22 protein-coding genes are annotated in these 25769 nt (G+C 41.6%); 18 read left to right on the forward strand and 4 right to left on the reverse strand.

The window, feature by feature from the left end:
• Position 1: 1 nt before the first annotated feature.
• The 16 genes from MJO53_RS06060 (at position 2) to MJO53_RS06135 (ending at position 19041) form a co-directional block, all read left to right on the forward strand.
• Complete coding sequence (locus MJO53_RS06060) at positions 2 to 871, forward strand: tetratricopeptide repeat protein (RefSeq protein ID WP_252080850.1); 870 nt, start codon at positions 2 to 4, stop codon at positions 869 to 871.
• Entirely contained in the window at positions 871 to 2658 is a 1788-nt protein-coding gene (locus tag MJO53_RS06065; RefSeq protein ID WP_252080851.1) for a BatD family protein, read from the forward strand. The genes MJO53_RS06060 and MJO53_RS06065 overlap by 1 nt, the downstream gene beginning before the upstream one ends.
• Entirely contained in the window at positions 2655 to 3419 is a 765-nt protein-coding gene (locus tag MJO53_RS06070) for an SH3 domain-containing protein (protein ID WP_252080852.1), read from the forward strand. The genes MJO53_RS06065 and MJO53_RS06070 overlap by 4 nt, the downstream gene beginning before the upstream one ends.
• A 59-nt stretch (positions 3420 to 3478) precedes the next feature.
• On the forward strand, positions 3479 to 3787 hold the full coding sequence (locus tag MJO53_RS06075; protein ID WP_252080853.1) for a hypothetical protein: 309 nt from the start codon (positions 3479 to 3481) through the stop codon (positions 3785 to 3787).
• Positions 3788 to 3869: 82 nt separating this feature from the next.
• Positions 3870 to 5453, forward strand: a complete 1584-nt coding sequence (locus tag MJO53_RS06080; RefSeq protein ID WP_252080854.1) for a SulP family inorganic anion transporter — start codon at positions 3870 to 3872, stop codon at positions 5451 to 5453.
• A 10-nt stretch (positions 5454 to 5463) separates the two neighbouring features.
• A complete protein-coding gene (locus MJO53_RS06085) occupies positions 5464 to 6090 on the forward strand; it encodes a carbonic anhydrase family protein (protein ID WP_224836114.1) in 627 nt (208 codons plus the stop codon).
• 102 nt (positions 6091 to 6192) lie between these two features.
• On the forward strand, positions 6193 to 8046 hold the full coding sequence (locus MJO53_RS06090) for a SulP family inorganic anion transporter (RefSeq protein ID WP_252080856.1): 1854 nt from the start codon (positions 6193 to 6195) through the stop codon (positions 8044 to 8046).
• Between the two features lie 182 nt (positions 8047 to 8228).
• Positions 8229 to 9248 carry a phenylalanine--tRNA ligase subunit alpha gene (pheS, locus tag MJO53_RS06095; RefSeq protein WP_224836112.1) on the forward strand — a complete coding sequence of 340 codons (1020 nt, stop codon included), beginning with the start codon at positions 8229 to 8231 and terminating at the stop codon, positions 9246 to 9248.
• Positions 9249 to 9260: 12 nt separating this feature from the next.
• Complete coding sequence (locus MJO53_RS06100; RefSeq protein WP_252080857.1) at positions 9261 to 9659, forward strand: hypothetical protein; 399 nt, start codon at positions 9261 to 9263, stop codon at positions 9657 to 9659.
• 102 nt (positions 9660 to 9761) lie between these two features.
• Positions 9762 to 10256 (forward strand): GbsR/MarR family transcriptional regulator, encoded by a 495-nt coding sequence (locus MJO53_RS06105; protein ID WP_224836110.1) that lies wholly within the window; start codon positions 9762 to 9764, stop codon positions 10254 to 10256.
• Positions 10257 to 10277: 21 nt separating this feature from the next.
• Positions 10278 to 11351, forward strand: a complete 1074-nt coding sequence (locus tag MJO53_RS06110) for an efflux RND transporter periplasmic adaptor subunit (protein ID WP_252080858.1) — start codon at positions 10278 to 10280, stop codon at positions 11349 to 11351.
• A gap of 26 nt (positions 11352 to 11377) precedes the next feature.
• Positions 11378 to 14524, forward strand: a complete 3147-nt coding sequence (locus MJO53_RS06115; protein WP_252080860.1) for an efflux RND transporter permease subunit — start codon at positions 11378 to 11380, stop codon at positions 14522 to 14524.
• Positions 14525 to 14555: 31 nt separating this feature from the next.
• Entirely contained in the window at positions 14556 to 15956 is a 1401-nt protein-coding gene (locus MJO53_RS06120; RefSeq protein WP_252080861.1) for an efflux transporter outer membrane subunit, read from the forward strand.
• A gap of 6 nt (positions 15957 to 15962) precedes the next feature.
• Complete coding sequence (locus tag MJO53_RS06125) at positions 15963 to 16562, forward strand: TetR/AcrR family transcriptional regulator (protein WP_252080862.1); 600 nt, start codon at positions 15963 to 15965, stop codon at positions 16560 to 16562.
• 143 nt (positions 16563 to 16705) lie between these two features.
• A complete protein-coding gene (locus MJO53_RS06130) occupies positions 16706 to 17905 on the forward strand; it encodes a pyridoxal phosphate-dependent aminotransferase (protein ID WP_252080863.1) in 1200 nt (399 codons plus the stop codon).
• Positions 17905 to 19041, forward strand: a complete 1137-nt coding sequence (locus MJO53_RS06135) for a permease (RefSeq protein ID WP_252080864.1) — start codon at positions 17905 to 17907, stop codon at positions 19039 to 19041. The genes MJO53_RS06130 and MJO53_RS06135 overlap by 1 nt, the downstream gene beginning before the upstream one ends.
• Before the next feature lie 21 nt (positions 19042 to 19062).
• On the opposite strand, the gene MJO53_RS06140 is transcribed toward MJO53_RS06135, so the two are convergent.
• Together MJO53_RS06140 and MJO53_RS06145 are read right to left on the reverse strand one after the other, a co-directional pair.
• Complete coding sequence (locus MJO53_RS06140; RefSeq protein ID WP_252080865.1) at positions 19063 to 19737, reverse strand: lysoplasmalogenase; 675 nt, start codon at positions 19735 to 19737, stop codon at positions 19063 to 19065.
• Positions 19731 to 20204 carry a CYTH domain-containing protein gene (locus tag MJO53_RS06145; protein WP_224836102.1) on the reverse strand — a complete coding sequence of 158 codons (474 nt, stop codon included), beginning with the start codon at positions 20202 to 20204 and terminating at the stop codon, positions 19731 to 19733. The genes MJO53_RS06140 and MJO53_RS06145 overlap by 7 nt, the downstream gene beginning before the upstream one ends.
• Positions 20205 to 20231: 27 nt before the next feature.
• Between MJO53_RS06145 and dinB the strand changes: the two genes are divergently transcribed.
• Positions 20232 to 21332: a DNA polymerase IV gene (gene dinB, locus MJO53_RS06150; protein WP_252080866.1), complete on the forward strand. Its 1101-nt coding sequence runs from the start codon at positions 20232 to 20234 to the stop codon at positions 21330 to 21332.
• A gap of 146 nt (positions 21333 to 21478) precedes the next feature.
• On the opposite strand, the gene MJO53_RS06155 is transcribed toward dinB, so the two are convergent.
• Complete coding sequence (locus tag MJO53_RS06155; protein ID WP_252080867.1) at positions 21479 to 24259, reverse strand: M16 family metallopeptidase; 2781 nt, start codon at positions 24257 to 24259, stop codon at positions 21479 to 21481.
• A gap of 250 nt (positions 24260 to 24509) precedes the next feature.
• Between MJO53_RS06155 and MJO53_RS06160 the strand changes: the two genes are divergently transcribed.
• On the forward strand, positions 24510 to 25088 hold the full coding sequence (locus MJO53_RS06160) for a TetR/AcrR family transcriptional regulator (protein ID WP_252080868.1): 579 nt from the start codon (positions 24510 to 24512) through the stop codon (positions 25086 to 25088).
• Between the two features lie 128 nt (positions 25089 to 25216).
• On the opposite strand, the gene MJO53_RS06165 is transcribed toward MJO53_RS06160, so the two are convergent.
• On the reverse strand, positions 25217 to 25765 hold the full coding sequence (locus tag MJO53_RS06165; RefSeq protein ID WP_224836098.1) for a carboxymuconolactone decarboxylase family protein: 549 nt from the start codon (positions 25763 to 25765) through the stop codon (positions 25217 to 25219).
• Positions 25766 to 25769: the final 4 nt, after the last annotated feature.

The following is a 25769-nucleotide window of genomic DNA, read 5'->3' on the forward strand; positions in this document are numbered from 1 at the left end:
AATGTTTGGACTATTGCTAAGTTTTACAGCGGTCCAGGCACAGGAAAACAATATCGAAAAAGCGCAGAGAGAAGCTGAAAAAGCACTACAGGCCTCTACCAATATCACCTACGAGGCCAACCAAGAGCTAACTTCCAACAACTTTGTGTCCGCAGAGGCAGAATATAGAAAGGCCATTTCCAAAAGCGATAAAAACGCGGCCGCTAGATTTAATTTGGGCAATGCCTATTACAACCGAGAAAGTTTTGGCGAAGCCTTTGGCCGGTACAAAGAAGCCGGTGACGCCGCAGCGGACAAGAGTGAAAAACACAAGGCCTTTCACAATATGGGCAATGTGTTCATGAAAAACAAAGAATACGAAAAAGCCGTTGAGGCCTATAAGCAAGCCTTGCGCAGCAACCCAACCGACGACGAGACCCGTTATAATCTTGCCCTGGCCAAAAAAATGCTCGAAAAACAGCAGGACGAGCAAAAGAACGATCAGAATAAAGACGATCAAGACAAAAAAGATCAAGAAAACGAGGATAAGGACAAAGACCAGAACAACGAAGGGGGCGACAAGGAAAAGAAAGACGAGGGCGAACAAAAAGAAGACGAAAACAAGGACAAGGGAGACCAAGGTGAAAATGGTGAGGACAAGCCCGAAGAAAATCAAAAGGGCGATGGTGATAAGAAAAAAGAACAGGAGAAAAAGCCCAACGAAGGGGACCAGCCACAAGACCAAAAACAACAACCAAAACCCAATCAGCTTTCCAAGCAACAGATTCAGAACCTGTTAGAGGCCATGCAAAACGAAGAGAAAAAAGTACAGGAGAAAATGGAAGCAAGAAAAGTTCGGGGCAAAAAAATTAAAAACGAAAAAGACTGGTAATGAAAACCTTGATGGGCAACATAGGGTTGATTTTGGGCCTCTTCCTTTTAACAGGAATATATTCCCATGCTCAGGAAGATTCCGATCAGGTTACGTTTACCCTGAACTTGAGCAAAGAGGAATTGGGCATAAACGAACGCCTAAGAGTTGATTTTACCATGAACAGGGATGGCGATAACTTTAAACCGCCCCAGTTTGATGGTTTTAAGGTAGTTATGGGGCCTTCCCAATCCATAAGCTCCTCGTGGATTAATGGCAAGCGCAGTTTTTCCAAAACCTACACCTACATCCTAGTACCCACGGCCAGAGGAAGTTTCACCATTAATCAGGCAACCATAGAAATTGAGGGGACAACTTACAAGACGACTCCACAAAACGTGGAAGTGACCGCAGCAGTGGACAAGCCGAATTCTCAAAAAACTGTTGATGATGTTGCCGATGAGAGCCTTCATTTGGTCGCAGAGGTATCCAAAGCAAATCCTTATCTCAACGAAGCCGTAACCGTACTTTACAAACTATATGTAAGTCCAAACATTAGTGTTACCAATTACCGCCCATTGGACAACCCGACCTACAACAATTTTTGGAGTCAGGATATCCCGGTAACCAAGCATACGGCCCAAAATGGAACATATCAAGGCAAGCCATACCGCTACGTGGTTTTAAAACGAGTGGTACTATATCCACAAAAAGCCGGAAAGTTGGACATAGAACCGTTATCGTTGGAAGTGTTTGTTGATGTGCCTACAGACCGTAGGGATTTTTTCGGGGGCAGGATTTACACCCAGACCAGTAAAACGGTCTCCGCAGGCAATAGGACGATCAACGTAAAACCATTGCCCGAAGCCGGTAAACCGGAAAATTTTAGTGGAGCGGTGGGTGAATTTGATTTTTCGGTAACTACGAGCAAAACACAACTGAACGCTTCGGAATCGTTGCAGGCAAAAGTTGAAGTGACCGGAAAGGGTAACCTAAAATTATTTCAACTTCCCGAACCAGAATTGCCTAGCTCCCTGGAAGTTTATGATCCAGAATACGACGAGAACATCCGTACCTACAGTACTGGAATGGAAGGTAAAGTAGCCAATAATTACACTATTGTGCCCTCTTTCCGAGGAAAATATCCCATACCCAGTATCTCCTTCAGCTATTTTAATCCTTCGACGGGAAGGTACAATACCATCAACTCGGAAGAAATAAACATTGAGGTAATAGAGGGACCAACAGGAAATTCCGACAATGTCTCGGTACCTTCGGCGAATAAACAATTGGTTGTGCCGACCGGGGAACAGTTCCATTTCATCAACATTAATCCCAACCTAAAGCCCATCGATCAAAAGCGCTTTTTTGGCTCAAATACGTTTTTTATCCTTTTATTGGCACCCCTACTCTTGATTCCATTGGCCATTTTCTTTTTTAAGAAGCGTGAGGCCATTGCCAGCGATGTGATCGGAAACAAAATCAAGCAAGCCAACAAATTGGCCAGAAAATATCTTTCCACCGCAAAAAAGGAGCTTGGCAATAAAGAGGCATTTTATGTAGCCCTGGAAAAAGGACTGCACAACTATTTAAAAGCAAAGTTACATATAGAGACCTCGGAATTCAGCAAGGATAAAATAACCCATATTCTTTCGGAAAAGAATGTCGACACAAATGACATTTCTGGGTTTATTGAATTGCTGAGAAGTTGCGAAATGGCTCGATATAGCCCATTCTCCAATGTTCAGATGCAACAGGATTACGAAAAGGCGAGCGATGTAATATCTAAATTGGACAAGCAGTTATGAGCACAAAAAAAATAGTCCTTTTAATTTGTCTTGGTTGTTGCTCTTTGGGATTTTCCCAAAATGAAGCACTCTTTAACGAAGCCACAGAACTGTACAACAATGGCGAATACTCTTCGGCCATTGAGAATTATAAAAAAATACTTGAAAACGGAGAACATTCGTCCTCGGTATATTTCAATCTTGGGAATTGCAACTATAAGTTAAATGCCATAGGCCCAAGTATTTACTTTTATGAGAAGGCACTGCTTTTGGACCCGAACAACAAAGAGATTCAAAACAATCTTAGGTTTGCGCAGAATATGCGTTTGGATGCCATAGAAGAAATGCCAAAAACTGAGCTTTCACGGATATATACTGCCATAGTCGGTATGTTCTCTTCCGATCAGTGGGCATATATTGCCGTTGGACTAATTTTTTTATTCGTTCTGGCGTACATGGCCTATTATTTTTTACGACCGGCCAACCAAAAAAGAGCCGCCTTTATCTCGAGTATTTTTTCTTTAGCATTGGGAAGTGTTTGTATCTTAATGGCTTACCTCAACCATCAACAGTACAAAAATGATGATCCAGCCATTGTTTTTAGCAAAGAAGTTCAAGTAACTTCCGAACCAAACAACAACAGTGCGGCCATTTTCACCCTACACGAAGGGACCAAAGTAAACATCTTGGAAGAGTTGGATGATTGGAGGAGAATACGCATTGCAGATGGTCAAACTGGATGGTTAATGGATAACACCATTAAGCCATTAAAAGATTTTTAGTTATATTTTAACAGAAATCTTTGCGTCTTATCGTAAATTTGCAAAACTTATAAGTATTTATGCGAATACTGGCCTTACCACTTGCTTCTTTTTTGATGGTCTTCATTCTGATGACCTCTTCCTTTGTGCCCCTTTTGGGCAAGGAGTACAGTACGGCCATTATTTTAGGTTCTTCCGAAGAGGAAAACAACACCCACGACACATCGAACAATAAAACATTTGATAGCAAATACTTCCTGTACAAAAGCTTTTTTGCTATGAATCCTTCTATAAATCAGGAGAAAAGCAACAACGCCTTGGGATATGTATTCGCTGTTTTAGAGTTTACACTCGAAACACTAGACCCTCCTCCCCGAAAATTGGTTTAACACTCAATTTTACGTTCAAATCAAATTTTCAACGTCCCCTACCCAGTAATCCCGGTGTGGCGGACAAATCTTACTTATTATTATGTTCAAGAATTTAAAAAATGACTTGCCTGCAAGTATAGTGGTCTTTTTTGTGGCACTACCCCTATGTTTGGGTATCGCCCTGGCCAGTGGAGCACCTCTCTTTTCGGGTCTCATCGCAGGTATTATCGGAGGAATCGTTGTTGGAGGATTAAGCGGTTCACAAATAGGGGTAAGTGGCCCGGCAGCAGGACTGGCTGCAATTGTTCTTACGGCCATTGGCACTTTGGGGGGTTATCAGAACTTTCTGGTTGCCGTGGTTTTGGGAGGTGTCCTACAGTTTCTTTTCGGAATCTTGAGAGCTGGTGTCATCGCCTACTATTTTCCATCATCCGTAATTAAGGGAATGCTTACCGGTATCGGTATCATCATCATTCTAAAACAGATTCCCCATTTTTTTGGTTACGATGCCGATCCCGAAGGAGATTTTGCCTTTTTTCAAGTAGATGGTGAAAATACCTTTAGTGAAATCATCAATACCGTGAATTTTATAAGCCCGGGTGCTACCATTATTGCGTTTATCTCGTTGGCAATATTGATTTTGTGGAGCCAGGTATTGACCAAAAAATCAAAAATCTTTGAACTTGTACAAGGACCATTGGTAGCCGTAGTCCTTGGAATCATTTATTTTACGGTAACACAGGGAAATGAGACTTGGGGCATCTCTCAAGAACATTTGGTCAGTGTTCCCGTACCCGATAGTTTCGAGTCCTTTTTAGGTTTCTTTAGTTTTCCTAATTTTTCGGTGATCACCAGCACCGAGGTTTGGATCACAGCGTTTACCATTGCACTTGTGGCCAGTTTGGAAACCTTGCTCTGTGTGGAGGCCACAGATAAATTGGACCCTTTAAAAAGAACTACACCCACCAACCGAGAGCTTATGGCCCAAGGAGTAGGCAATACACTGTCCGGTTTGGTCGGAGGACTGCCGGTAACACAAGTTATTGTGCGTAGTTCAGCAAATATTCAATCTGGAGGTAAAACAAAAGCTTCTGCCATTATCCATGGTTTTTTACTTTTGGGATCGGTCATCATCATCCCGACCCTTCTCAATAAAATACCTCTGTCCGTTTTGGCGGCCATCCTATTTATTGTAGGTTACAAACTTGCAAAACCGAGCTTGTTCAAAACTATGTACCAAGCAGGTTGGAAACAATTTGTTCCATTTATCGTAACCGTTGTTGGTATTGTTTTCACAGACCTTTTGGTAGGAATCAGCCTTGGTCTATTGGTTGGAATCGTGGTAGTTTTGATCAAGAGTTACCAAAACTCACACTTCCTTCATATAGAGGATAAGAGCAATGGTGCCCACAAAATTAAAATGACCTTGGCAGAAGAAGTAACCTTTTTCAACAAAGGGGCCATTCTAAAAGAGTTGGATAGCCTTCCAGAAAATTCGTACCTGGAATTGGACGTAAGAAAAACACGCTATCTTGATAATGATATCGTGGAAATTTTAGAGGATTTTTCCAGCAAGGCCAAAAATAGAAACATCGACATCAAAATAATTTCTGAAAGAGGTGAAGTCGAAAATCCGGAGAGCTATATCGAATTCTTTAATCTAAGACCGAAAAAATCGGCATAATAATATATTTATGAAAGCACACACAAAAGAAACGCAGTTGACGATGACCCCTAAAAAAGCCATCGATTTTTTAAAGGAAGGGAATGAGCGGTTTCAACAAAACTTAAAAGCAAACAGAAACCTTTTGGAACAAGTGAACGATACCAAGGATGGGCAATTTCCTTTTGCGACCATTTTAAGTTGTATCGATTCCCGAGTTTCTGCAGAGCTTGTGTTCGATCAAGGTCTTGGCGACATTTTCAGCATAAGAATTGCCGGGAACTTTGTGAACGAAGACATTTTGGGGAGTATGGAGTTTGCCTGTAAGTTGGCCGGCACAAAAGCTATTGTTGTACTAGGCCACACAAGCTGTGGTGCTGTTAAGGGAGCTTGTGACCATGCTCGCCTAGGTAACCTAACTGCTTTGATAAACAAGATTGAGCCTGCAGTAGAAGCTGTATCCGAGCCAAAAGATGAAAGCATGAGAAACTCCAAAAACTTGGAATTTGTTGATGCTGTCGCGGTTAAAAATGTGGAAATGACCTTGGACAACATCCGAAAACAGAGCGAAGTGCTCAAGGAAATGGAGGAAGCGGGTGAAATAGCCCTAGTCGGTGCCATGTACGACATATCCGATGGTAAAGTGACTTTTTTATAAATTCACATTAACTTTACGTAAGCAATGCCAGTAGGGTTTCCTGCTGGCATTTTTTAAGTATAAATATTTCTATATTCAATTACCAAAAACAACAGCCATACCATGTTCAAACACTTTAGAGGAGATTTATTCGGTGGAATTACAGCGGGCATTGTAGCGCTTCCCTTGGCACTAGCCTTTGGTGTAAGTTCCGGTCTTGGTCCGAGCGCTGGTCTGTACGGTGCTATTTTTATTAGCTTTTTTGCCGCACTTTTTGGTGGTACAAACACCCAAATCTCCGGCCCTACCGCACCCATGACAGCGGTTAGCATGGTAGTTATTGCAGGTATTATTGCCGTAAACGATGGAGATGTGGGTAAAGCACTCCCGGCCATTCTTACTGTATTTCTTTTGGCAGGCCTTATGCAAATTGGTTTGGGTCTTGTTGGGCTCGGAAAGTATATAAAATACATTCCATATCCCGTGGTTTCCGGGTTTATGACCGCAATTGGTGTAATAATACTAGTTACCCAGATATTACCAGCTGTTGGGTATTATCCAAAAGAAGACTCGGACTATGTAAACCAATTTATGCCAGAAGCCGAAGAAAAAATCTTGGAAAACATTCTAAAAGAAGAAGCCGGAGAAGGAATTTTGGTATTGGAAAATTTCACGGAAACCATTAAAAGAGCCGAAAAGATCACCCATGATGATATGTTGAAAGAAGCCAGTACTTTGGCATCCAAAGATGCCTCGGGCGTTCTTGGAACTTTTAAAGTACTGCCCAGGGCAATCAACAACATCAATTGGTTGGAGCTTGCTTTGGCGTTAGCGACCATTTTTATAATTTATGGGTTCAAAAAAATTACAACCGCAATTCCGAGTACTTTGGTGGCTTTGATAGCTGTTTCCGGGGTTGCATATGGTTTTGGTTGGAACTACAGGCCCATAGAACAAATTCCCAGTGGCTTGCCCGTACCAAATCTGGATATTTTTACGTCGTTTCAATTTGATTCGGTAAGCCCCTACATTTTTACGGCACTTACACTGGCACTGCTTGGTGCCATTGATTCCCTTTTAACCTCCGTGGTTGCCGACAATATGACCCAGACCAAGCATAAACCCAATCAAGAATTGGTAGGCCAGGGTATCGGAAACAGTATTGCTGCCATTTTTGGTGGAATCCCTGGAGCTGGTGCAACCATCAGAACCGTTGTGAACATAAATTCTGGTGGAAAAACAAAGCTCTCCGGTATGGTCGCTGGCATTTTATTATTGGTTATTCTGCTAGCCCTAGGACCAGTAGCTTCGCAAATACCTGCAGCCGTGTTGGCCGGTATATTGGTCACAGTAGGTATCGGTGTTATGGATTATCGGGGATTAAAAGCCATTCCACATCTGCCCAAAGACATTAAACTTGGACCACTAAAATTAAGCTCGGAAGTGATTATTATGTTAGTGGTATTGGTACTTTCTTCGGTTTGGAACTTGGTATATGCCGTTGGTATTGGTCTTGTTATAGCTTCGCTAATGTTCATGAAAAAAATCGGAGACCTAACCGCTAAGCATTCCAAAGTAAAGGCTCTTCGGGAAGAAGCATGGTCAGATGAAAAAAATGTGCCAAAAAAAATCCTGGACAAAGTATTTATAAAACACATAAACGGACCTTTGTTCTTTGGTTCGACCAACGAGTTTCAACAACTTGCCTCCCAAATTCCAGATTCTGCTTCCACTGTAATAATTAGAATGGGCAGAATGCAGTATATGGACCAAACAGGGCTCTATGCAATGGAAGATGTGTTGCAAGATCTAAAACGAAAGGGCGCAACAATACTATTGGTCAATATTTTGGAACAGCCAAGGTATATGCTCGAACGAATAGACATTATTCCTGACCTGATTCCGGAAAACAACGTTTTTAGCAATTTAAAGTCGTGTTTGGCATGGGTAGATACCCATCTAAACACGGAGGAATAAAAACGAACAGACATTGCCAAAAACTATTTTCCGCCCGAATATTTACTTTTTAACCATAGAATATTTTTTGGGATGAACACTATTTACAGTGAAATCCGGTTCTCGGAACGGTAGATATTATCGCATAACCCATATATTCTAGGACAATTTGCTAAATTTGTCCGCCAATAGCGTAATCAATCATGATTGAGACCATAAAGGAACATATTGCCGAAGTAGAAAAGTTCACTTCGACCTCTACAGATGAAATTGAAGCATTCCGAATCAAATACTTGGGAAAAAAAGGACTGTTGAACAGTTTCTTTTCGGAATTTAAAAACGTGCCAAATGATCAAAAAAAGGATTTTGGCAAGGTAATCAATCAATTAAAGAGTGCCGCTACCAATAAAGTGAACGAACTCAAGGAAGCATTGGAAAGCCAGGCTGAAGTAGCTGGGAAATATGGGGACCTAACACGCCCTGGCGAACCTGTATCGCTAGGTGCACGCCACCCTATATCCATTGTAAAGAACCAGATCATAGATATTTTCTCAAGAATCGGTTTCAATGTATCCGAAGGTCCTGAAATCGAGGATGATTGGCACAACTTTACAGCGCTCAACCTACCGGAATACCATCCGGCACGGGATATGCAGGATACATTTTTTATCCAGACCGACCCCGACATCCTACTGCGTACCCACACCTCATCGGTACAAGTAAGGTACATGGAAGCCAATCAGCCTCCTATTAGAACTATTTCGCCCGGGAGAGTGTACCGAAACGAGGCAATTTCTGCCCGCTCACATTGTTTTTTTCACCAAGTGGAAGGTTTGTACGTAGATAAAAATGTGTCTTTCGCAGATTTAAAGCAAACGCTACAATATTTTACTTCTGAAATGTTTGGGAAGTCAAAAATAAGACTACGCCCATCTTATTTTCCATTTACCGAGCCCAGTGCCGAGGTAGATGTATATTGGGGGCTGGAAACCGAAACCGATTACCGTATGACCAAAGGTACCGGATGGCTGGAGATTATGGGCTGTGGCATGGTGGATCCCAATGTGCTCAAAAATTGTGGAATAGACCCAGAAGTATATTCAGGCTTTGCCTTTGGAATGGGAATAGATCGGATTGCTCTTTTGTTGCATCAGATTTCAGACATTAGATTGCTCAGTGAAAACGATGTACGTTTCTTGGAGCAGTTTAAGAGCGCCCTTTAGATCATAATTTTTATGAAAAAGGATTTTGAAATTCCGATTGCCACCGACGTACACGTGGCCATAGTACATGAATGGAACGAAGAATTTCTATCCAAAGATTGGAACGCCTATTTAATAAACAACAGGTCGGATACCATCGAAATGGCCATTGTGGTTTCCAAAGGGTTTGATGGAGATACCAGAACATCCACCATACGACATGGTATTGGAACACTGGAACCGGGCAGCTTTAAAAAAGTAGAAGTATTGCAAGAAGATGTCCTTGCACTAAACAATGAGTTCTTTGTAACTTTTTTTGCCGAGAACAAACTCTTTGAAAAACGATTTTTATTTCCAAAACATACGGTTACAGAAAAAAATCTCAGTACCATCCCCGTAATACAATCAGAAGGGGTTTTATCAAAAGATTGACCTAGCGTTTTCCTCCATTTCCATCTTTTAACAAACTTTTAGTTCTTATTAGTTCGGTAATTACCGAACCAACACTAATTTTGCGCTTCAATTTTTAAAAAAATGTCCAGAGAAGAGCAAAAAAAAGAACTGATCGAGGAACTTGGAATCCATTTGGAAAACCAACACGATATTCCGCCATTGGCTGCAAGACTATATGCAATGCTTGTGGTCACCAACCGTAATGGGCTCAGTTTTGAAGAATGCCAAATTAACCGATGTGCAAGTAAAAGCTCCATATCTACCGCAATTAATCTCCTACTAAAATTGGGATTGATCACCTACTTCACCAAACCGGGAGACAGGAAAAGATATTTTAAGACATCAGCGGCCAACACTTTCTACCTAAACAAATTGGAAGAAAAGTTAAAACGTATTGAGACAGAAAACCGAATTATAACGAAAATCAGAAACTATAATCAAACTTATAATCCCGAAAGGTACGAGACCAATAAAGAACGGGCAGAGATCTATCACTCATTTATTAAGCAAAGTGAAGAATTACTGAGCAACACCCTTCAAGTACTTAAAGAATTAGAAAATCATAATCACAATTAAACAACCCCAACAATAATAAACATGAAAAAAATTGCATTAGGCCTATCTGCCATTAGTCTTGCTATTTTTGCTTCCTGTGGTGGTAAAAATGAGCAACAAGCCACTGCTCCTCAAGCGCCATCACTAAAAGTAAATACCCTAGAGAAACAGGACATTACCTTGTACAACTCCTACTCTACCAATATAGAAGGGGAACAAAACGTTGAAATTTGGCCAAAGGTCTCCGGTTTTGTCCAAAAAATCTATGTTGAAGAAGGTCAACAAGTTAAAAAAGGCCAGTTACTTTTTAAACTGGAAACCCAGACGCTTTCTCAAGATGCCCAAGCCGCCAAAGCAGCAGTAAATGTCGCCCAAGTAGAAGTGGACAAGCTAGTTCCGTTGGTTGAAAAGAACATTATAAGCGAAGTTCAACTAAAAACGGCCAAGGCTCAATTGGAACAAGCAAAAAGTACCTATAGCAGTATTGCAGCCAACATTGGGTACTCCAATATTGTTAGTCCCGTTAACGGTTATATTGGGGAGATTCCATACAAAGTGGGCGCCTTGGTAAGCAGTTCAATGGGACAACCATTAACGGTAGTATCGGATATAAGTACGGTACGCGCTTATTTCTCCATGACAGAAAAGCAACTTTTGGAGATGAAGAGCAAAATGACCAAAGGTGGTGCTTCGGTTTCTTCGGAGAATTCTCCAGAGGTGGAATTGGTAATGATCAATGGTGAAACATATCCACATAAAGGGAAGATTGCCATGGTGAACAATATCATCAATCCAACTACAGGAAGTGTTACCTTAAGAGCAGATTTTAACAATCCCAACTTTTTATTGAGTTCCGGAAGTACGGGAACCATCAAGGTACCTTCTCCTCAAAAAGATGTTATGGTTGTCCCCAAAATGGCCACAGTGGATATACAAGGGAACAAATTGGTCTATATTCTTCAAGATGACAACACTGTAAAATCACAAAAAATCAACATTATTAATCAGACCGATTCGGAGTATTTGGTATCCCAAGGTGTACAACCCGGAAACACGATTGTTGTAGAAGGTGTTTCCAAACTTAGGGAAGGACAATCCATAAATCCAATTAAATAACACATCACATAAGTAAAAGATAACCCATGTTTCAAAGATTTATAGATCGGCCCGTGCTCTCCACGGTGATTTCGATAATCATTGTTATTCTCGGTCTTTTAGGTTTAAGTAGCCTAGCGGTAGAAGAATATCCAGAAATTGCTCCGCCGACCGTTCAGGTAACAAGTACCTACACCGGTGCCAATGCGGAAACCGTCCTCAAAAGTGTGGTGGTTCCTTTGGAGGAACAAATCAACGGTGTAGAAGACATGCTCTACATGACCTCCAATGCCAGTAACGACGGTAACGCCACAATCAATGTATTCTTTAAGTTGGGCACAAACCCCGATATTGCCGCGGTAAACGTGCAGAACCGAGTGGCCCGAGCCAATAGTGTACTGCCACAGGCTGTGGTACAAACAGGGGTAATTACCCAAAAGTCACAGACCAGTGCCCTTATGTTCTTCTCTTTATTCTCGGAGAACGAAAATTACGATGCAACCTTTGTAGAGAACTACGCAAGAATAAATATAGTTCCCAAACTTCAACGTATTGAAGGGGTTGGAAATGTTACCGTGTTCGGTTCCAAGGATTACTCCATGCGTATTTGGTTGGACCCAGAAAAGATGTCCGCATTTAACCTGATGCCATCCGACATTCAAGCAGCATTGCAAGAGCAAAACCTAGAGGCGGCAACTGGTAAGATCGGCGAAAATGCCGACGGTGTATATGAGTATGTCCTAAAATACAAAGGACGGTTAGCAGAAGAAGCAGAATATGAGAACATAATTATAAGAGCCGAGGAAAATGGCCAGTTTTTACGCCTGAAGGATGTAGCTGAAATAGAACTTGGCGCTTTTAACTACGGAACCAAGAACGAAGGTATGGGCAACCCCGGAACTGCAGTGGGTATTTTCCAAACTTCGGGATCCAACGCCAACGAGATCATTGAAAACATCGAGGCCATTTTGGAAGAATCAAAAGCTAACTTCCCAAAAGGCTTGGATTATGTTATCCCGTTCAATTCAAAAGACTTCCTTGATGCTTCCATAGACCATGTAGTGCAAACCTTGGTAGAAGCATTTATTTTAGTGTTTATTGTGGTTTTCCTGTTCCTTCAGGACTTTAGATCGACATTAATTCCTGCGATCGCCGTTCCCGTGGCCATTGTAGGTACCTTTTTCTTTCTACAGTTGTTCGGGTACTCCATAAACATGCTTACCCTATTTGCCATGATCCTAGCCATTGGTATTGTGGTGGATGATGCCATTGTAGTGGTGGAGGCGGTACACGCCAAAATGGAAGAAGGTGCACAAAATGCAAAAGTGGCCACCAAAACGGCTATGTCCGAGATTTCCGGAGCCATTATCTCCATCACCTTGGTAATGTCCGCCGTATTTATCCCGGTATCCTTTATAGGTGGGTCTTCCGGTGTGTTTTATCAACAGTTCGGTATTACCTTGGCCGTTGCCATTTTAATTTCTGCCATAAATGCCTTAACACTGAGTCCTGCACTAGCGGCCCTGTTTTTAAAACCGCACGACCATGAAAAAGGTAAAAAATCAAACTTAATTGCCCGTTTCTTCAAAGCTTTCAATATTGGTTTTACGGCAATGACCAATAAGTATACCAACACCATTGGTACGTTGGTCAAAAGAAAGTGGGTAACCTTGGCTCTTTTAGTAGGCACAGGTATAGTCGTATTTTTCCTCTTCAGGACCACGCCTTCCGGGTTTATCCCCAACGAGGACAAAGGAATCATCTTTGCAGATGTTACCATGCCGCCCGGAACAACTTTGGAGGAAACCCAAAAAACGGTTAAGAAACTGGATTCCATATACGAATCCATGGGAATTATTAAAGCCCGTATGAACATAACCGGTTTTAGTATCCTAAACAGTGTTAACGGTGGTTCCTACGGATTCTCCGTAATTCGATTACAAGATTGGGAAAACAGAACAGAACCTTCACAAACCGTTGAGGCTACCATTGGGCAATTATTTGCAAAAACAGCAGGATTAAAAGATGCTCGTATTTTCTTCTTTACCCCGCCAGCGGTAAGGGGATTCGGTAACTCGGCCGGTTTTGAACTAAACTTACAGAACACCGATGCAGAAGATTGGCAATCCATAGGTAAAACTACCAACGAGTTTTTAGCTGCCTTGAATGCAAGACCGGAAGTCCAGTATGCCATCACTTCGTTCAACCCAAATTTTCCTCAGTATGAGTTACAGGTGGACGTAGAAAAAACCAAGTTGGCAGGTTTGGCCGTTACCGATATATTCAATGCAATGCAAGGCTATTATGGGGGACTGTACACCACAGACTTTAATAAGTTCGGTAAACAGTATCGAGTAATGATCCAGGCCAGGCCGGAAGACAGGGCGGACGAAAAGAGCCTTAACCACATATTTGTCAGCAATGCAACCGGTGAATCTGTTCCCGTATCTCAATTTGTTTCCTTAAAGAAAATATACGGCCCCGAGATTGTAAGCAGGTTCAACCTTTTGAACTCGGTTAAAGTCAATGGTGCCATGAACCCTGGTTACAGTACCGGTGATGCGATTACCGCAATTGAAGAAGTTGCCGCACAAGTATTGCCCAACAACTATACTTTCGAGTATTCCGGCCTTACCAAAGAGGAAAACAGTGCGGGCAGCCAGACCATAATCATCTTTATTTTGAGCTTGGTGTTCGTGTACTTCTTATTGAGTGCTCAGTACGAAAGTTATATTTTGCCGCTTTCCATATTGCTATCGTTGCCATTTGGTATTGCAGGAGCCATTTTATTTGTGAATTTGGCCGGTTTGGAAAACAATATTTATTTCCAGATTGCACTGATCATGCTCATTGGACTCTTGGCCAAAAATGCCATTTTGATCGTAGAATTTGCCCTGCAAAGAAGAAAGTCGGGATTATCGCTTTATGATGCCGCCGCCGAAGGGGCCAGAGCAAGGTTACGTCCAATCTTAATGACCTCCTTTGCATTCATCTTTGGTCTGTTGCCATTGGCACTATCTTCAGGAATTGGTGCCATCGGAAACCGTTCAATCGGTGTAAGTGCAGTAGGTGGCATGCTTGTGGGAACCATTCTGGGCGTATTTGTGATTCCTGTCCTATTTGTAATATTCCAAGCCATACAGGAGCGTTTTTCAGGCAAGCCCGAAGCATCTCAAAATCAGAACAATGCCTAATCATCCTTTGAACCAACAAAGATTATAATCCATGAAAATTAAACCTTCATATAAATTGTTTTTGCTACTTGCAGTACCTCTGCTATTGCAATCTTGTTTTGTGGCAAAAAACTACAGTAGACCAGAACTTGAGACCGAAAGTCTTTACAGGACCGACAATTTGCCACAGGATAGCATCTCAATGGCAGATGTTTCTTGGAGAGATCTGTTCAAGGACAAACAGCTTGCGGCTTATATTGAGCAAGGATTGGAAAATAATATTGATATCCGAATTGCGCTACAAAATGTTGTGGCCGCAGAAGCTTATGTAAAACAGGGCAAGGCCGGTTATTACCCAACCCTGTCCGGCACAACAAGCTTTACTAGGACAAAAAACTCCGAGAACAGTCAGTTTGGAAGTTTTTTTACCAGACCTCTGGAGCAGTACGAACTCTCGGGCACCCTTTCTTGGGAGGCCGATGTTTGGGGTAAAATCAGAAGTAACAAACGGGCTGCCGGGGCATCTTACTTACAAAGTGTTTCTGCCCACCAAGCTGTAAAGACCAATTTAATTGCGGGAATTGCGACCTCGTATTTCCAACTTATGGCCTTGGACAAACAATTGGAAGTGGCCAAACAGACTTTGGACGCCCGAAAAAAGAGCCTGGAGACCACCATGGCCCTAAAAGATGCAGGACAGGTTACGGAAGTCGCCGTAAAGCAAACCAAAGCTCAAGTACACACCACCGAGATCATTGTGATCGACTTGGAGAACAACATTAAATTGTTGGAAAATGCTTTTAGCATTCTTTTGGGCGAAGGACCGCAAAAAATTGAAAGAGGCAATTTGGACAATCAATCCATCGATACAGATCTAAGTACCGGGGTCCCATACCTGTTACTTGCCAATCGACCAGATGTGATGCAGGCGGAATACGGTCTTATCAATGCTTTTGAACTTACCAATGTAGCCAAGAGCAGTCTTTATCCTTCGTTAAGCCTATCCGCTACCGGTGGTTTTCAGAGTTTGGAGTTTGATAATTGGTTGGATGCCAGTTCGCTATTTTCAAATCTTGTAGGCTCGTTGACCCAGCCGATCTTTAATGGCAGAAAACTACGTACCCAAATGGAAGTGGCCAAAGCACAACAAGAACAAGCTTTGCTTGCTTACAAACAAGCCCTGTTAACGGCCGGAAGAGAGGTCAGTGATGCCCTATATACCTATAATGCGGAAAGCCAAAAGTTGGATGCACGGGCCAAAGAACTCGAAGCATACGCAACGGCCGAAACTTATTCCGAAGAATTGTTGAACAATGGTTTGGCCAATTATTTAGAAGTGTTGACCGCAAGACAAAATGCATTGAACTCCGAACTCAACTATGTTGATTCACAATATGCACAGTTAAGTGCTATTGTGGAATTGTACAGGGCACTGGGCGGAGGCTGGAAATAGTTTATTTTGAGTGATAAAATCGAAATATTGGCCCACGCTATCGAGAACTTTACCAAATTTGGGAGTAAACGATTCTCTATGGATGAATTGGCCTCCGAGCTAGGAATTTCGAAAAAAACACTCTACAAGCATTTTAGCAGTAAGGAAAAGCTGGTCTCTGAAAGCTTAGCGTATTTTTTGAATGATATCCGTACAGACATTCAAAAATACATATCAGAAAACCCGAATAAGGAAGAGCCCCTTACCACTATAATCTACATATACAAAAAAGGGTTGATGGTATATCAAAACCTCAACCCTTCTTTTCTAAGAGGCCTGAACAAATACTATCCCGAAGCCTATCAAAAGTATATTGAGCTTAAAAAAGAGATTGTTTGGAACATGGTACACCCTCTTTTGCAAAAGGCTCAAATATTGGAACAAATAAGGCCTAATGTCAATCTAGAACTGGTTTGTACATTATTTCTGTCCCGCATGGAAGACATTGTTTATTCCAAAGAAAATCTCTTCAACGAGTTTAGCATCAAAGAACTTCTGGACCACATTATCATAAACAACTTGCGAGGTATTCTTACGTTGAATTATCTTCAAAAATGCCCTGTTTAACGGCAATAATATTGCTCTTTTTTTAAATTTTAAGCTTATTTATTGAGATAACATATCTTTAAACCCCTGTTTTTTGCGTTTTTATCGTTGATTTTAGTGAATTGATCATATAATTTTAATTTCTTCTAAAAACTAAATAACCAATGGGAACTACAACTAACATCAACAGACGCGATTGGATAAGAAAAAGCGTTCTCACAGCAGGTGGGGCAATGGCTTTGCCATATATGGGATTGGCCGAAACTCCTAAAGCTCCATTGACCTTGGATGCCGAAGGAAACGCAATATATAGTCCGTTCTTTAAAGAATATTTGCCAAAACCTGAAGATTTAATGCCAGAATTGGCTGCAAAGTTAAATGCAAACGAAAATCCATACGGGCCATCTCCAATGGCCATGGAGGCATTTAAAAACTCCGTTTCCGGCGGTAACAGATATGCTTGGAAAGAACTATTTCAGTTGGTCGACAAAATAGCCGACTTTGAAAAAGTTGAGAGCAAAAACATTATGATGGGGCCAGGGTCGTCCGACCTTTTGGAAAAGACTGCCATGGTTTTCTTTAAAGATGGTGGCAATGTTGTTTCCGCCGATCCTTCTTACATGTCCTTGATCAGAGTGGCCGAATCCGTGGGAGCAACTTGGAAACCTGTTCCACTAAAAGAGGATTGGTCCCACGACCTCAAAGCAATGGAAGAAGCTATCGACGACCAAACAAAACTGGTCTATATCTGTAACCCGAACAACCCCACCGGTTCTATGACCGATCATGAAGAGTTGGTTGACTTTTGTTCACGCGTATCGAAAAAAGTACCCGTTTTTGTAGATGAAGCCTATTTATGGTTCTTGGAAGATGGTGCCAAAAAAAGTATGGTGTCCTTAATAAACCAAGGAAAAAATGTTATAATCGCAAGGACATTTTCCAAAATACATGGTATGGCAGGACTTCGGGTAGGCTATATCGTAGCTCTTGAAGAAACCTTGGACAGGTTGAAAAAGATAACCCGAGGCGGAATGGGAATTACGCTGCCTTCCGTATATGGGGCTATTGCTGCCATGGATGATGCTGATTTTATAGATAAATCACGAACCCTAAATGCCGAATGCAGGGAGTATGTGTACTCAAGTCTAAAACAATTGGGAATAGATTCTTATGTGCCTTCTTCCACTAGTTTCATAATTTTTCCTATTCAAATGGAGGGCAAACCGTTCCTTGAACAAATGACCGAGTTAAAGGTGGGCGTTCGAGCATTTCAATTTATGGATCAAAACTGGTGCCGAGTAAGTATGGGCACCATGGAAGAAATGAAAACTTTTACCAGTGCACTCAATAAAGTGTTGGTATAGTGGATATTGGAATTCAAAAAACCATAGTATTCCTTTTTTTCATCTTTATTGGAATCTTGCTCAAAGCTAAATTTAAATCCAAAGAAGAAATTACTGGAATAAAAAAAGTGATTCTAAACCTTGCACTGCCGGCAACCATATTTATTGCGTTGTTGGGAGTCAAGGTAGAACTGCCGCTTTTAATATTGCCCTTATTGGCCCTTGGCCTTAACGTTTTGCTGTTCTTTTCCATGTCCGTTATTTTACCCCCATTGGGCATTGGCAAAGGAACTTCGGAGTATAGAACAGCTAAGTTACTGATTCCCTCATTGGCACCTGGTTTGTCCGCTTTTCCCTTTATCGTGGAATTTTTGGGAGAATCCTATTTGGCAAAAGCGGCGATGTCCGATCTGGGCAATAAGATTTTTGTGCTCTTTTTTTTATATCTCGTTGCTATGAACTGGCATTATGGCCAACAATCCAGCAAAGAAAAAAATGGCGGAACCCGATTAATGCCCTTGATCAAAGCAATGGTTTCCGAACCGGTCAATATATTTATCGGTGCTGCTTTGGTTTTGCTGGTCTTTGGTCTAACTATGGACTCGCTTCCGTTTTTTATGAGTGAAACACTCAAAAAACTCAGTTTGATCATGACTCCTTTGGTATTATTGTTTATAGGTTTGGCGGTAAAGATCAAGAGAAAACAGTTTTTTCAAATATTTTCCTTATTGTGCGCCCGGGCAGGATTGGTATTGTTGATTTCTGGACTTTTTGTGGCCATAATAGGGATTAACGCGCAAAACGAAATCTTGTTAACATTGGCCTTTGGTCTTAGTGCCTGTAGTTTTTGGCCCTATGCCCATATTGCAACTGTCGATGGAATGGAGATGGATAAAAAAACAAAAAGCAAAACTTTCAATAGTGATTTTGGGGTAACCATTCTAGCTCTTTCGTTCCCACTTTCCACCATGTTGATTCTTGCAACATTGAACAGTGGATCCTTCTTTGTAAATCCGTTTAATATATTTTTGATGGCCGCTTTATTTTTAGGCGTTGGATTCACTTTTCCTTTGATCAGTGTAATCAACAAAAAAAAGTGGTCAGAGCAAAAAACTATCAACCATAAACTAAATCCAACAACAGAAAAAGCTGCTTAAGTTCAATTGGCAACGAGCCAATTATTCTGACGGTCTTAAAACGAGGCTTCTGGCAGCATTTGCAATCAGACCAATACTTAGCCAATAGCTACTGAGCACAACGATTCCCGAATAAGCAAAGGCTGTCTTGAACTTGGAGATGGCGATCATGGTATCGGAGAACATAAAACATAGTACCGCTACTGCGATCCAACCAAATTCCTTCCCCTTATGTTTTAAATAAAGACCTATTCCCTGCCATGCCATAGTGCAGATTACCAAAATATAAATCGCGACCGGAACCAAAAAATCGCCAAGTCCCGGCCACAGCCAATAAAAAATTAGCCCCCCAGTACCTAAAAACAGTACTAAAGAACTCAAATTGCGCTGAAATCCATTTATATGTACAAATCCCCAAATAAATAGCAGGTGTGCCACCAAAAAAGAGGCAAGGCCGAACACAAAGTATTCCGGAAACAGTAAGACTATATCGCCCAACAAGCAAAAGGACAAAGCTAGAACAACAATTTTTCTAAATATGGACCTGTTTGCTTTTGGAACACAGACCAGTAATGCTATCACCAAAATCGTAGTAAGCGGCTTTAACAATCGATATACCGATTGATATTCCAAATATTCCATAACCATGGCCATAACACCACTGATTATGATCAGTAGATTTATAATTACAGTGGATTTCCTAGGTTTTGCTACCACACCTTATACGGTTTTTTGCTTAGTTGTGAATTATAATACTTGATCCTACCTGTGACTTCCTCTCCTAACCATTCCGGTCTTTCAAAACGTTCCTCTTCGTGCTTAAGTTCCACTTCTGCCAATACAAGGCCCTTGTTCTCGCCCAAAAACTCGTCAACTTCAAATATTTGATCACCAAAAGGCACTTCGAACCTTATTTTTTCCAAAATCCCAGATTCGCACAGGTCTATTAGATTTGTAGCTTCGGATACAGAGATTTCGGTTTCCCATTCAAAACGGGTGGTTCCCGATGCGTTGCTGGCTCCTTTAACGGTCAAAAAACCTTTTTCTCCTTTTATTCGAACCCTAACAGTTCTATCCGGATCCGTATTCAAAAAGCCCTGTACAATCCGGTTTTGGGAGATAGCTTTCTGTTTATACCCATCCGACTTTACTAAAAATTTTCGTTCTATTTCCAAATGTTCCATCAAACTAAATATACCCTAAATTTGAAAATGGACTTTAATTTTCCCCTAAGAAAAATAATTCATGTGGATATGGATGCATTTTATGCTTCCGTTGAACAGCATGATAACCCTGACCTCAAGGGGAAGCCTATTGCCGTGGGCGGAGGGTCCAAACGAGGAGTAGTTTCCGCTGCAAGCTACGAAGCCCGTAAATTTGGGGTGCGTAGTGCCATGGCCGGTGCCATTGCCCGCAGAAATTGCCCCAACCTCATTTTTGTAAAGCCCCGTTTTGATCGCTACAAGGAAGTTTCCATGCAGATCCGCAGTATTTTTTTTGAATATACCGACTTAGTGGAACCCCTGTCGCTGGACGAGGCCTATCTGGACGTAACAGAGAACAAAAAGGGAAATCCCTCTGCCACTTTGATTGCCAAAGAAATACGCCAAAAAATTCTTGACAAAACTGGTTTAACAGCATCGGCCGGAATATCCATAAACAAATTTATCGCCAAAGTGGCAAGCGATTACAACAAACCCAATGGACAAAAAACAGTGAATCCGGAGGAAGTAATCGAATTCTTGGAAAACTTGGATATTCGTAAATTCTATGGAGTGGGCAAAGTTACCGCCGAAAAAATGTACCGCCTTGGCATTTTTACTGGATCGGACCTAAAATCAAAATCGTTGGAGTTTTTAGAGCAGCACTTCGGAAAAAGTGGCCAACATTATTTTAATGTAGTTCGCGGCATTCATTTGAGCTCGGTTAAGCCTCATCGTATCCCTAAATCGATGGGAGCGGAACGTACTTTTTTTGAAAATTTAAGCAGTGAGATTTTTATGCTGGAAAAATTAGAGAATATTGCCGCTGAGCTGGAAAGAAGGCTACAAAAATCCAAAATAGCCGGAAAAACAGTTACTTTAAAAATCAAGTACAGCGACTTTACCCTGCAAACACGCAGCAAAACACTGCCCTACTATATTGGCAGCAAGGATTTGATCCTAGATACCGCCAAGGAACTTTTGTACCAGTCTCCTTTGGAAAACTCCGTTCGGTTACTGGGTATTTCACTCGCCAACCTCAACACGGAAAAAGAAAAACAAAGCACGGAAAAAGAATCCGTGCTTGTTCAACTCAAATTTGATTTTTAAAAAAAGAAGCTGTCTAAAAATACTTTTAAGTTGTCCGTCATTCCGAACTAGTTTCGGATTCTCATCATGAAATTCTAAAAGGGTTATGAGAACCTGAAACAAGTTCCGGTTGACGTAAAAAAACTTCTTGGACAGCCCTCTACAATTTAGTTTTTTATATCGGTTTCCATTGGCTTTACCGCAGGCTTTATGGGGTTGCCATCGGCGTCTATTTCTATGATGTTATCAAAACCGAGTTCATCCAATTTTGTAATGATCTCAGCTCTATCACCAACCATGAACCAATTCACTTTTTCGGGCTGCACTACCTGGTTGCTCACCTTTCTAACATCGTCCACGGAAAGGTTTCTCACGTTTTGATCATATTTTTGATAATAATCGTCCGGTAAATTATACCTGACCAAGTTTCTTACCGAGCTGTTCACGGAACTATTGGTTTCCCACTGTCCAGGGAGTTTCAAAACTTGGTTGGTCTTTACTTTTTCCAGCTCTTCGCTGGTTGCCGGTCTGGTCGATGTAAACTCAGAGATCTCTTTTCTGATTTCGGTAACGGACTCTGCCGTTTTATCGGTTTGAACCGGAGCATATACAATAAACGGCCGTGCTTCTTTGGAACCCATAACAAATCCTCCGGCGCCGTAGGACCAATGCTTGTCCTCCCTTAAATTCATATTGATCCGCGATGTAAAATCTCCTCCAAGAATACTTACCATTTGCTCCAAAGCGATCTCGGAGACATCGCCATATTTTTCGGTAAGATGACCGGCCAAGATCACGGATTGTTGGGATTCGGGACGGTTCATTAAATACAATGTATTCTTGGAATTGGTTTTTGGCGCATTAAATGCAATTGTGGGAACAGTACCGCTCTTCCATTTGCCCAATTTCTTTTCCAACTTGGATTTGAGCTCTCCCATCTCTACATCTCCCGTAACGATCAAGGTGGCATTATTGGGCTTAAACCATGTATTGTAAAAATCGACCACGTCTTCCCGTGTCAATTTTGAAACGGTATCCTCGTATCCAGTTCCCGTATAGGGACTGCTGTATGGGTGGTCCTCTCCATAAAGGTACTTGTTCATTACACGAAGTGCCATGGTTATGGGTTGGGATTTTTCTTGTTTTATATTGTTTATTTGTTCTTTTTGAAGTCGTTCAAATTCCTTCTCTGGAAATACAGGGTTGAGGACCACATCCAAAAACAGGTCCAAACTTGCATCCAAGCTTGGTTTAAGGGTGCTCATATAAACATTGGATTCATCCTGACTGGAAAATGTGTTCAAGGAAGCCCCCAACAACTGAAGCTGTTCGTTTATTTCCAAAGAAGTTTTGTCCTTGGTTCCTTCATCCATCAAGTTCATGGCCAACATTGCCGTTCCTGGACTGGCCAAATAATCCGTTTTGTAACCGGCATCAGCGACCAAATTGATTACCACGGTCGGAACGCCTTTGCGCTGTGCAAGTACCACATTGAGTCCATTGGAAAGTTGCGCGCGCTGGAGATCTGGAAATTTTGAACTTTTCGGCGCACCAAGTTCCGGCAATTTACTTCTGTCCACGGACGATTGCACAATATCGTACTCTGGAAATGGGTTACAGACCAAAATATGTTTTCCTTTGGAAAGCCATTTTTGGGCCGTTTTTCTTAAATCTTCCGCAGTGGCATTCTCAATATATTTTAAGGTCGTTTTATAATAGGATGCATCTCCATGATAGGTTTGGTTGGAAGCAAGAATATCCGATACACCCCCAAAACCTCCTATACGTTCCAATCCTTTAATAAAATTGGCAAAGTAATCGGCCTTTACCCTTTTAAGTTCTTCTGCGGTAGGGCCTTCTTCGATAAATCTCTGGATTTCCGCCTCAAGTTCCCTCTCCAATTTGGATGGGTCTTCACCCTGCTTTACGTTTAACCAAGTAATAAACTGGCTCGCAATTTCGCTGGAGGCTTGGAAAGACACTGCTGCACTTGCAGATTGGTCCTTATAGATAAACTTTTGGTACAATCGTGAATTCTTCCCATTGCTAAGAATAGCGGAAATCAAATCAAAATGGAGGTCCTCCTTAACACCAAATGGCGGTGTATTCCATGCAAAGAGCACTCTTGTTTCGGGAACACGATCCTCGTATACCTGACGAGAATCAAAAATCTTATTGGGAATATTGATCTCTTGTCGTTCCACCGTGGGTCCTGAAGGGATATCCCCAAAATACTTGATTACCTTCTGATGCACTTCCTCGGCATCCACATCCCCTGCCACGGCAACAACGGCATTGGCCGCGCCATAGTAAGATTTAAACCATTCCTGCACATCTTCCAAGGAAGCTGCGTTCAAATCTTCCATTTCTCCAATAACCGTCCAAGAATACGGATGACCTTTAGGGTACATGGCCTTGGTCAAATAATCCCACTGCATACCGTAAGGCTGGTTTTCACCTTGCCGCTTCTCGTTCTGTACCACTCCTCGCTGCTCGTCGAGTTTTGCTTGATCAATAGCTCCCAATAAGTGGCCCATTCTATCGGACTCCAAAAACAGTACTTGATCTAATGCGGATACAGGTACATTCTGAAAATAGTTGGTGCGATCGTTATTGGTTGTTCCGTTAAGATCGGTTCCCCCGATACTCTCCAAGGCTTGAAAATAGTCGGTATTGTAATTTTCGCTCCCGTTGAACATTAAGTGCTCGAATAAATGGGCAAAACCACTTTTTCCTGGTTTTTCATTCTTCGACCCAACATGATACCAAACGTTGACCGCCGCAATAGGTGCTTTGTGGTCCTCATAGACCAAAAGGGTAAGACCATTGCTCAATGTGTACTTTTTGTAATCGATGTTAATGTCATCGGCTTTAAATTGAAATCCTTGGCCAAATCCAACGGCAAAGGACAAAAGCCCGATAAAACAGGCTAGAAGTAATTTTTTCATCTTGATAGTGTTTTAATTGTTTTGATTGATAATACTAGTTGCAACAAGATAGGAAATTGTTTCCAACAAACACTATTCTAGGCGATTAACCTATAGGCGAAAAATAATTTTCTTGAAGATACGTTCTTTTAACCGTTAGTGTCCATAGGTATAAAGGTGTACTTGATAGGGGTTTAATTGCCCGACCCAATATTTCTTTATTACTTTGTACCAACAGCCCCCACTTTAAACACTATTACACCATTTTTCTATGCAGCGAAGCGAATTGCACGAACATATCATAACTTCGGCGGGCAACCTTTTTTATTCGCAAGGTTACAATTCTACCGGCATCAACGAGATCATATCAAAATGTGGCATTGCAAAAGCGACGCTTTACAGTCATTTTAAATCCAAAGAGGATATTTGCAAGGCGTATTTAAAACAACGGCACAACGCTTTTATTGCTCGGTTAAAAAACTATGTTGAGCAAAGGAATACGGGCCGACCAAAGCTGCTGGCCATTTTTGACCTGCTACGCGATATGTATCTGGATGAGGATTTTCGGGGTTGTTGGGGCATTAATACACTTGGAGAACTTTCACCGGACCAAACGGCCATATTGGCCGTAATCCAACAACAAAAAAAAGAGCTGCTATTGTATTTGGGTGAAATTGTTGGCGACAATATCTCCAACTTGTCCAAGGCGGAAACCGAAAAAATCTCGGGAGGCATTTATATGCTATATGAAAGTGCCGTAACGGAGAGCCACCTTTTTAAAAATGATTGGCCCATTTTTATGGCAAGGAGCATTGCCCCAGCGCTTTTTAAGGATACTGAGCTTATCTAAACGCAAAAAATGTCAGTTCGAGCGCAGTCAAGAACACGTTATGCTGTCAATGGACAAAACATATTGGCTACGCTCGTTGTGACATTCTCCTATTAAAAATAATAGGATTTGTTAGGTTGTAATCGCTATTATGCGCCTACCGTCTCCAAAGGCTGGGCCTCAGGGAAATCTACAGGTACTTTAGTTGTACTGTGTATATAGTTGGATATGGTTTTGTCGCCTACCAACACAATAGTGTCGATCAAGTTTTCTTTGGTCCATCCGGCCGCAAAGAAATTATCCACTACTTGGGCATCTGTAGCACCTCTGTTCTCGGTAATATTTTTGGCCAAACGTGCCAAAGCGTCCAATTTTTCATCAAAAGATGCCTTACCCGCTCTTAATTCAAGGATTTGCTCGTCGGTAAAGCCGTTCATTTTACCAATGGCAGTGTGAGCGGACAAACAGTAAATACAATTGTTTACTTGACTAACTGCCAAATTCACCACTTCTTTCTCTTTGGCCTTCAAAGAGGTCTTCGCATTGGAAAGTGCTAAATAATTGCCCAAAGCATTTTCTGAGTGGGCATAGGTCGCGAAAAGGTTCGGAACAAAGCCTACTGCTTTCTCCAAGTTGTCAAAAATGGCCTGATTGGCCGTACTTACTTCTTCTCTTTTAGGTACATTGATTGTGCTCATAATT

The organism is Flagellimonas marinaquae (genome assembly GCF_023716465.1).
Lineage (GTDB): Bacteria > Bacteroidota > Bacteroidia > Flavobacteriales > Flavobacteriaceae > Flagellimonas > Flagellimonas alginolytica.

What these genes read in the sequence shown, in the direction of transcription:
- MJO53_RS06060 (WP_252080850.1), top strand. Translation starts at nt 2, where the DNA reads ATGTTTGGACTATTGCTAAGTTTTACAGCGGTCCAGGCACAGGAAAAC.
- MJO53_RS06065 (WP_252080851.1), top strand. Translation starts at nt 871, where the DNA reads ATGAAAACCTTGATGGGCAACATAGGGTTGATTTTGGGCCTCTTCCTT.
- MJO53_RS06070 (WP_252080852.1), top strand. Translation starts at nt 2,655, where the DNA reads ATGAGCACAAAAAAAATAGTCCTTTTAATTTGTCTTGGTTGTTGCTCT.
- MJO53_RS06075 (WP_252080853.1), top strand. Translation starts at nt 3,479, where the DNA reads ATGCGAATACTGGCCTTACCACTTGCTTCTTTTTTGATGGTCTTCATT.
- MJO53_RS06080 (WP_252080854.1), top strand. Translation starts at nt 3,870, where the DNA reads ATGTTCAAGAATTTAAAAAATGACTTGCCTGCAAGTATAGTGGTCTTT.
- MJO53_RS06085 (WP_224836114.1), top strand. Translation starts at nt 5,464, where the DNA reads ATGAAAGCACACACAAAAGAAACGCAGTTGACGATGACCCCTAAAAAA.
- MJO53_RS06090 (WP_252080856.1), top strand. Translation starts at nt 6,193, where the DNA reads ATGTTCAAACACTTTAGAGGAGATTTATTCGGTGGAATTACAGCGGGC.
- pheS (WP_224836112.1), top strand. Translation starts at nt 8,229, where the DNA reads ATGATTGAGACCATAAAGGAACATATTGCCGAAGTAGAAAAGTTCACT.
- MJO53_RS06100 (WP_252080857.1), top strand. Translation starts at nt 9,261, where the DNA reads ATGAAAAAGGATTTTGAAATTCCGATTGCCACCGACGTACACGTGGCC.
- MJO53_RS06105 (WP_224836110.1), top strand. Translation starts at nt 9,762, where the DNA reads ATGTCCAGAGAAGAGCAAAAAAAAGAACTGATCGAGGAACTTGGAATC.
- MJO53_RS06110 (WP_252080858.1), top strand. Translation starts at nt 10,278, where the DNA reads ATGAAAAAAATTGCATTAGGCCTATCTGCCATTAGTCTTGCTATTTTT.
- MJO53_RS06115 (WP_252080860.1), top strand. Translation starts at nt 11,378, where the DNA reads ATGTTTCAAAGATTTATAGATCGGCCCGTGCTCTCCACGGTGATTTCG.
- MJO53_RS06120 (WP_252080861.1), top strand. Translation starts at nt 14,556, where the DNA reads ATGAAAATTAAACCTTCATATAAATTGTTTTTGCTACTTGCAGTACCT.
- MJO53_RS06130 (WP_252080863.1), top strand. Translation starts at nt 16,706, where the DNA reads ATGGGAACTACAACTAACATCAACAGACGCGATTGGATAAGAAAAAGC.
- MJO53_RS06145 (WP_224836102.1), bottom strand. Translation starts at nt 20,204, where the DNA reads ATGGAACATTTGGAAATAGAACGAAAATTTTTAGTAAAGTCGGATGGG.
- dinB (WP_252080866.1), top strand. Translation starts at nt 20,232, where the DNA reads ATGGACTTTAATTTTCCCCTAAGAAAAATAATTCATGTGGATATGGAT.
- MJO53_RS06155 (WP_252080867.1), bottom strand. Translation starts at nt 24,259, where the DNA reads ATGAAAAAATTACTTCTAGCCTGTTTTATCGGGCTTTTGTCCTTTGCC.
- MJO53_RS06160 (WP_252080868.1), top strand. Translation starts at nt 24,510, where the DNA reads ATGCAGCGAAGCGAATTGCACGAACATATCATAACTTCGGCGGGCAAC.
- MJO53_RS06165 (WP_224836098.1), bottom strand. Translation starts at nt 25,765, where the DNA reads ATGAGCACAATCAATGTACCTAAAAGAGAAGAAGTAAGTACGGCCAAT.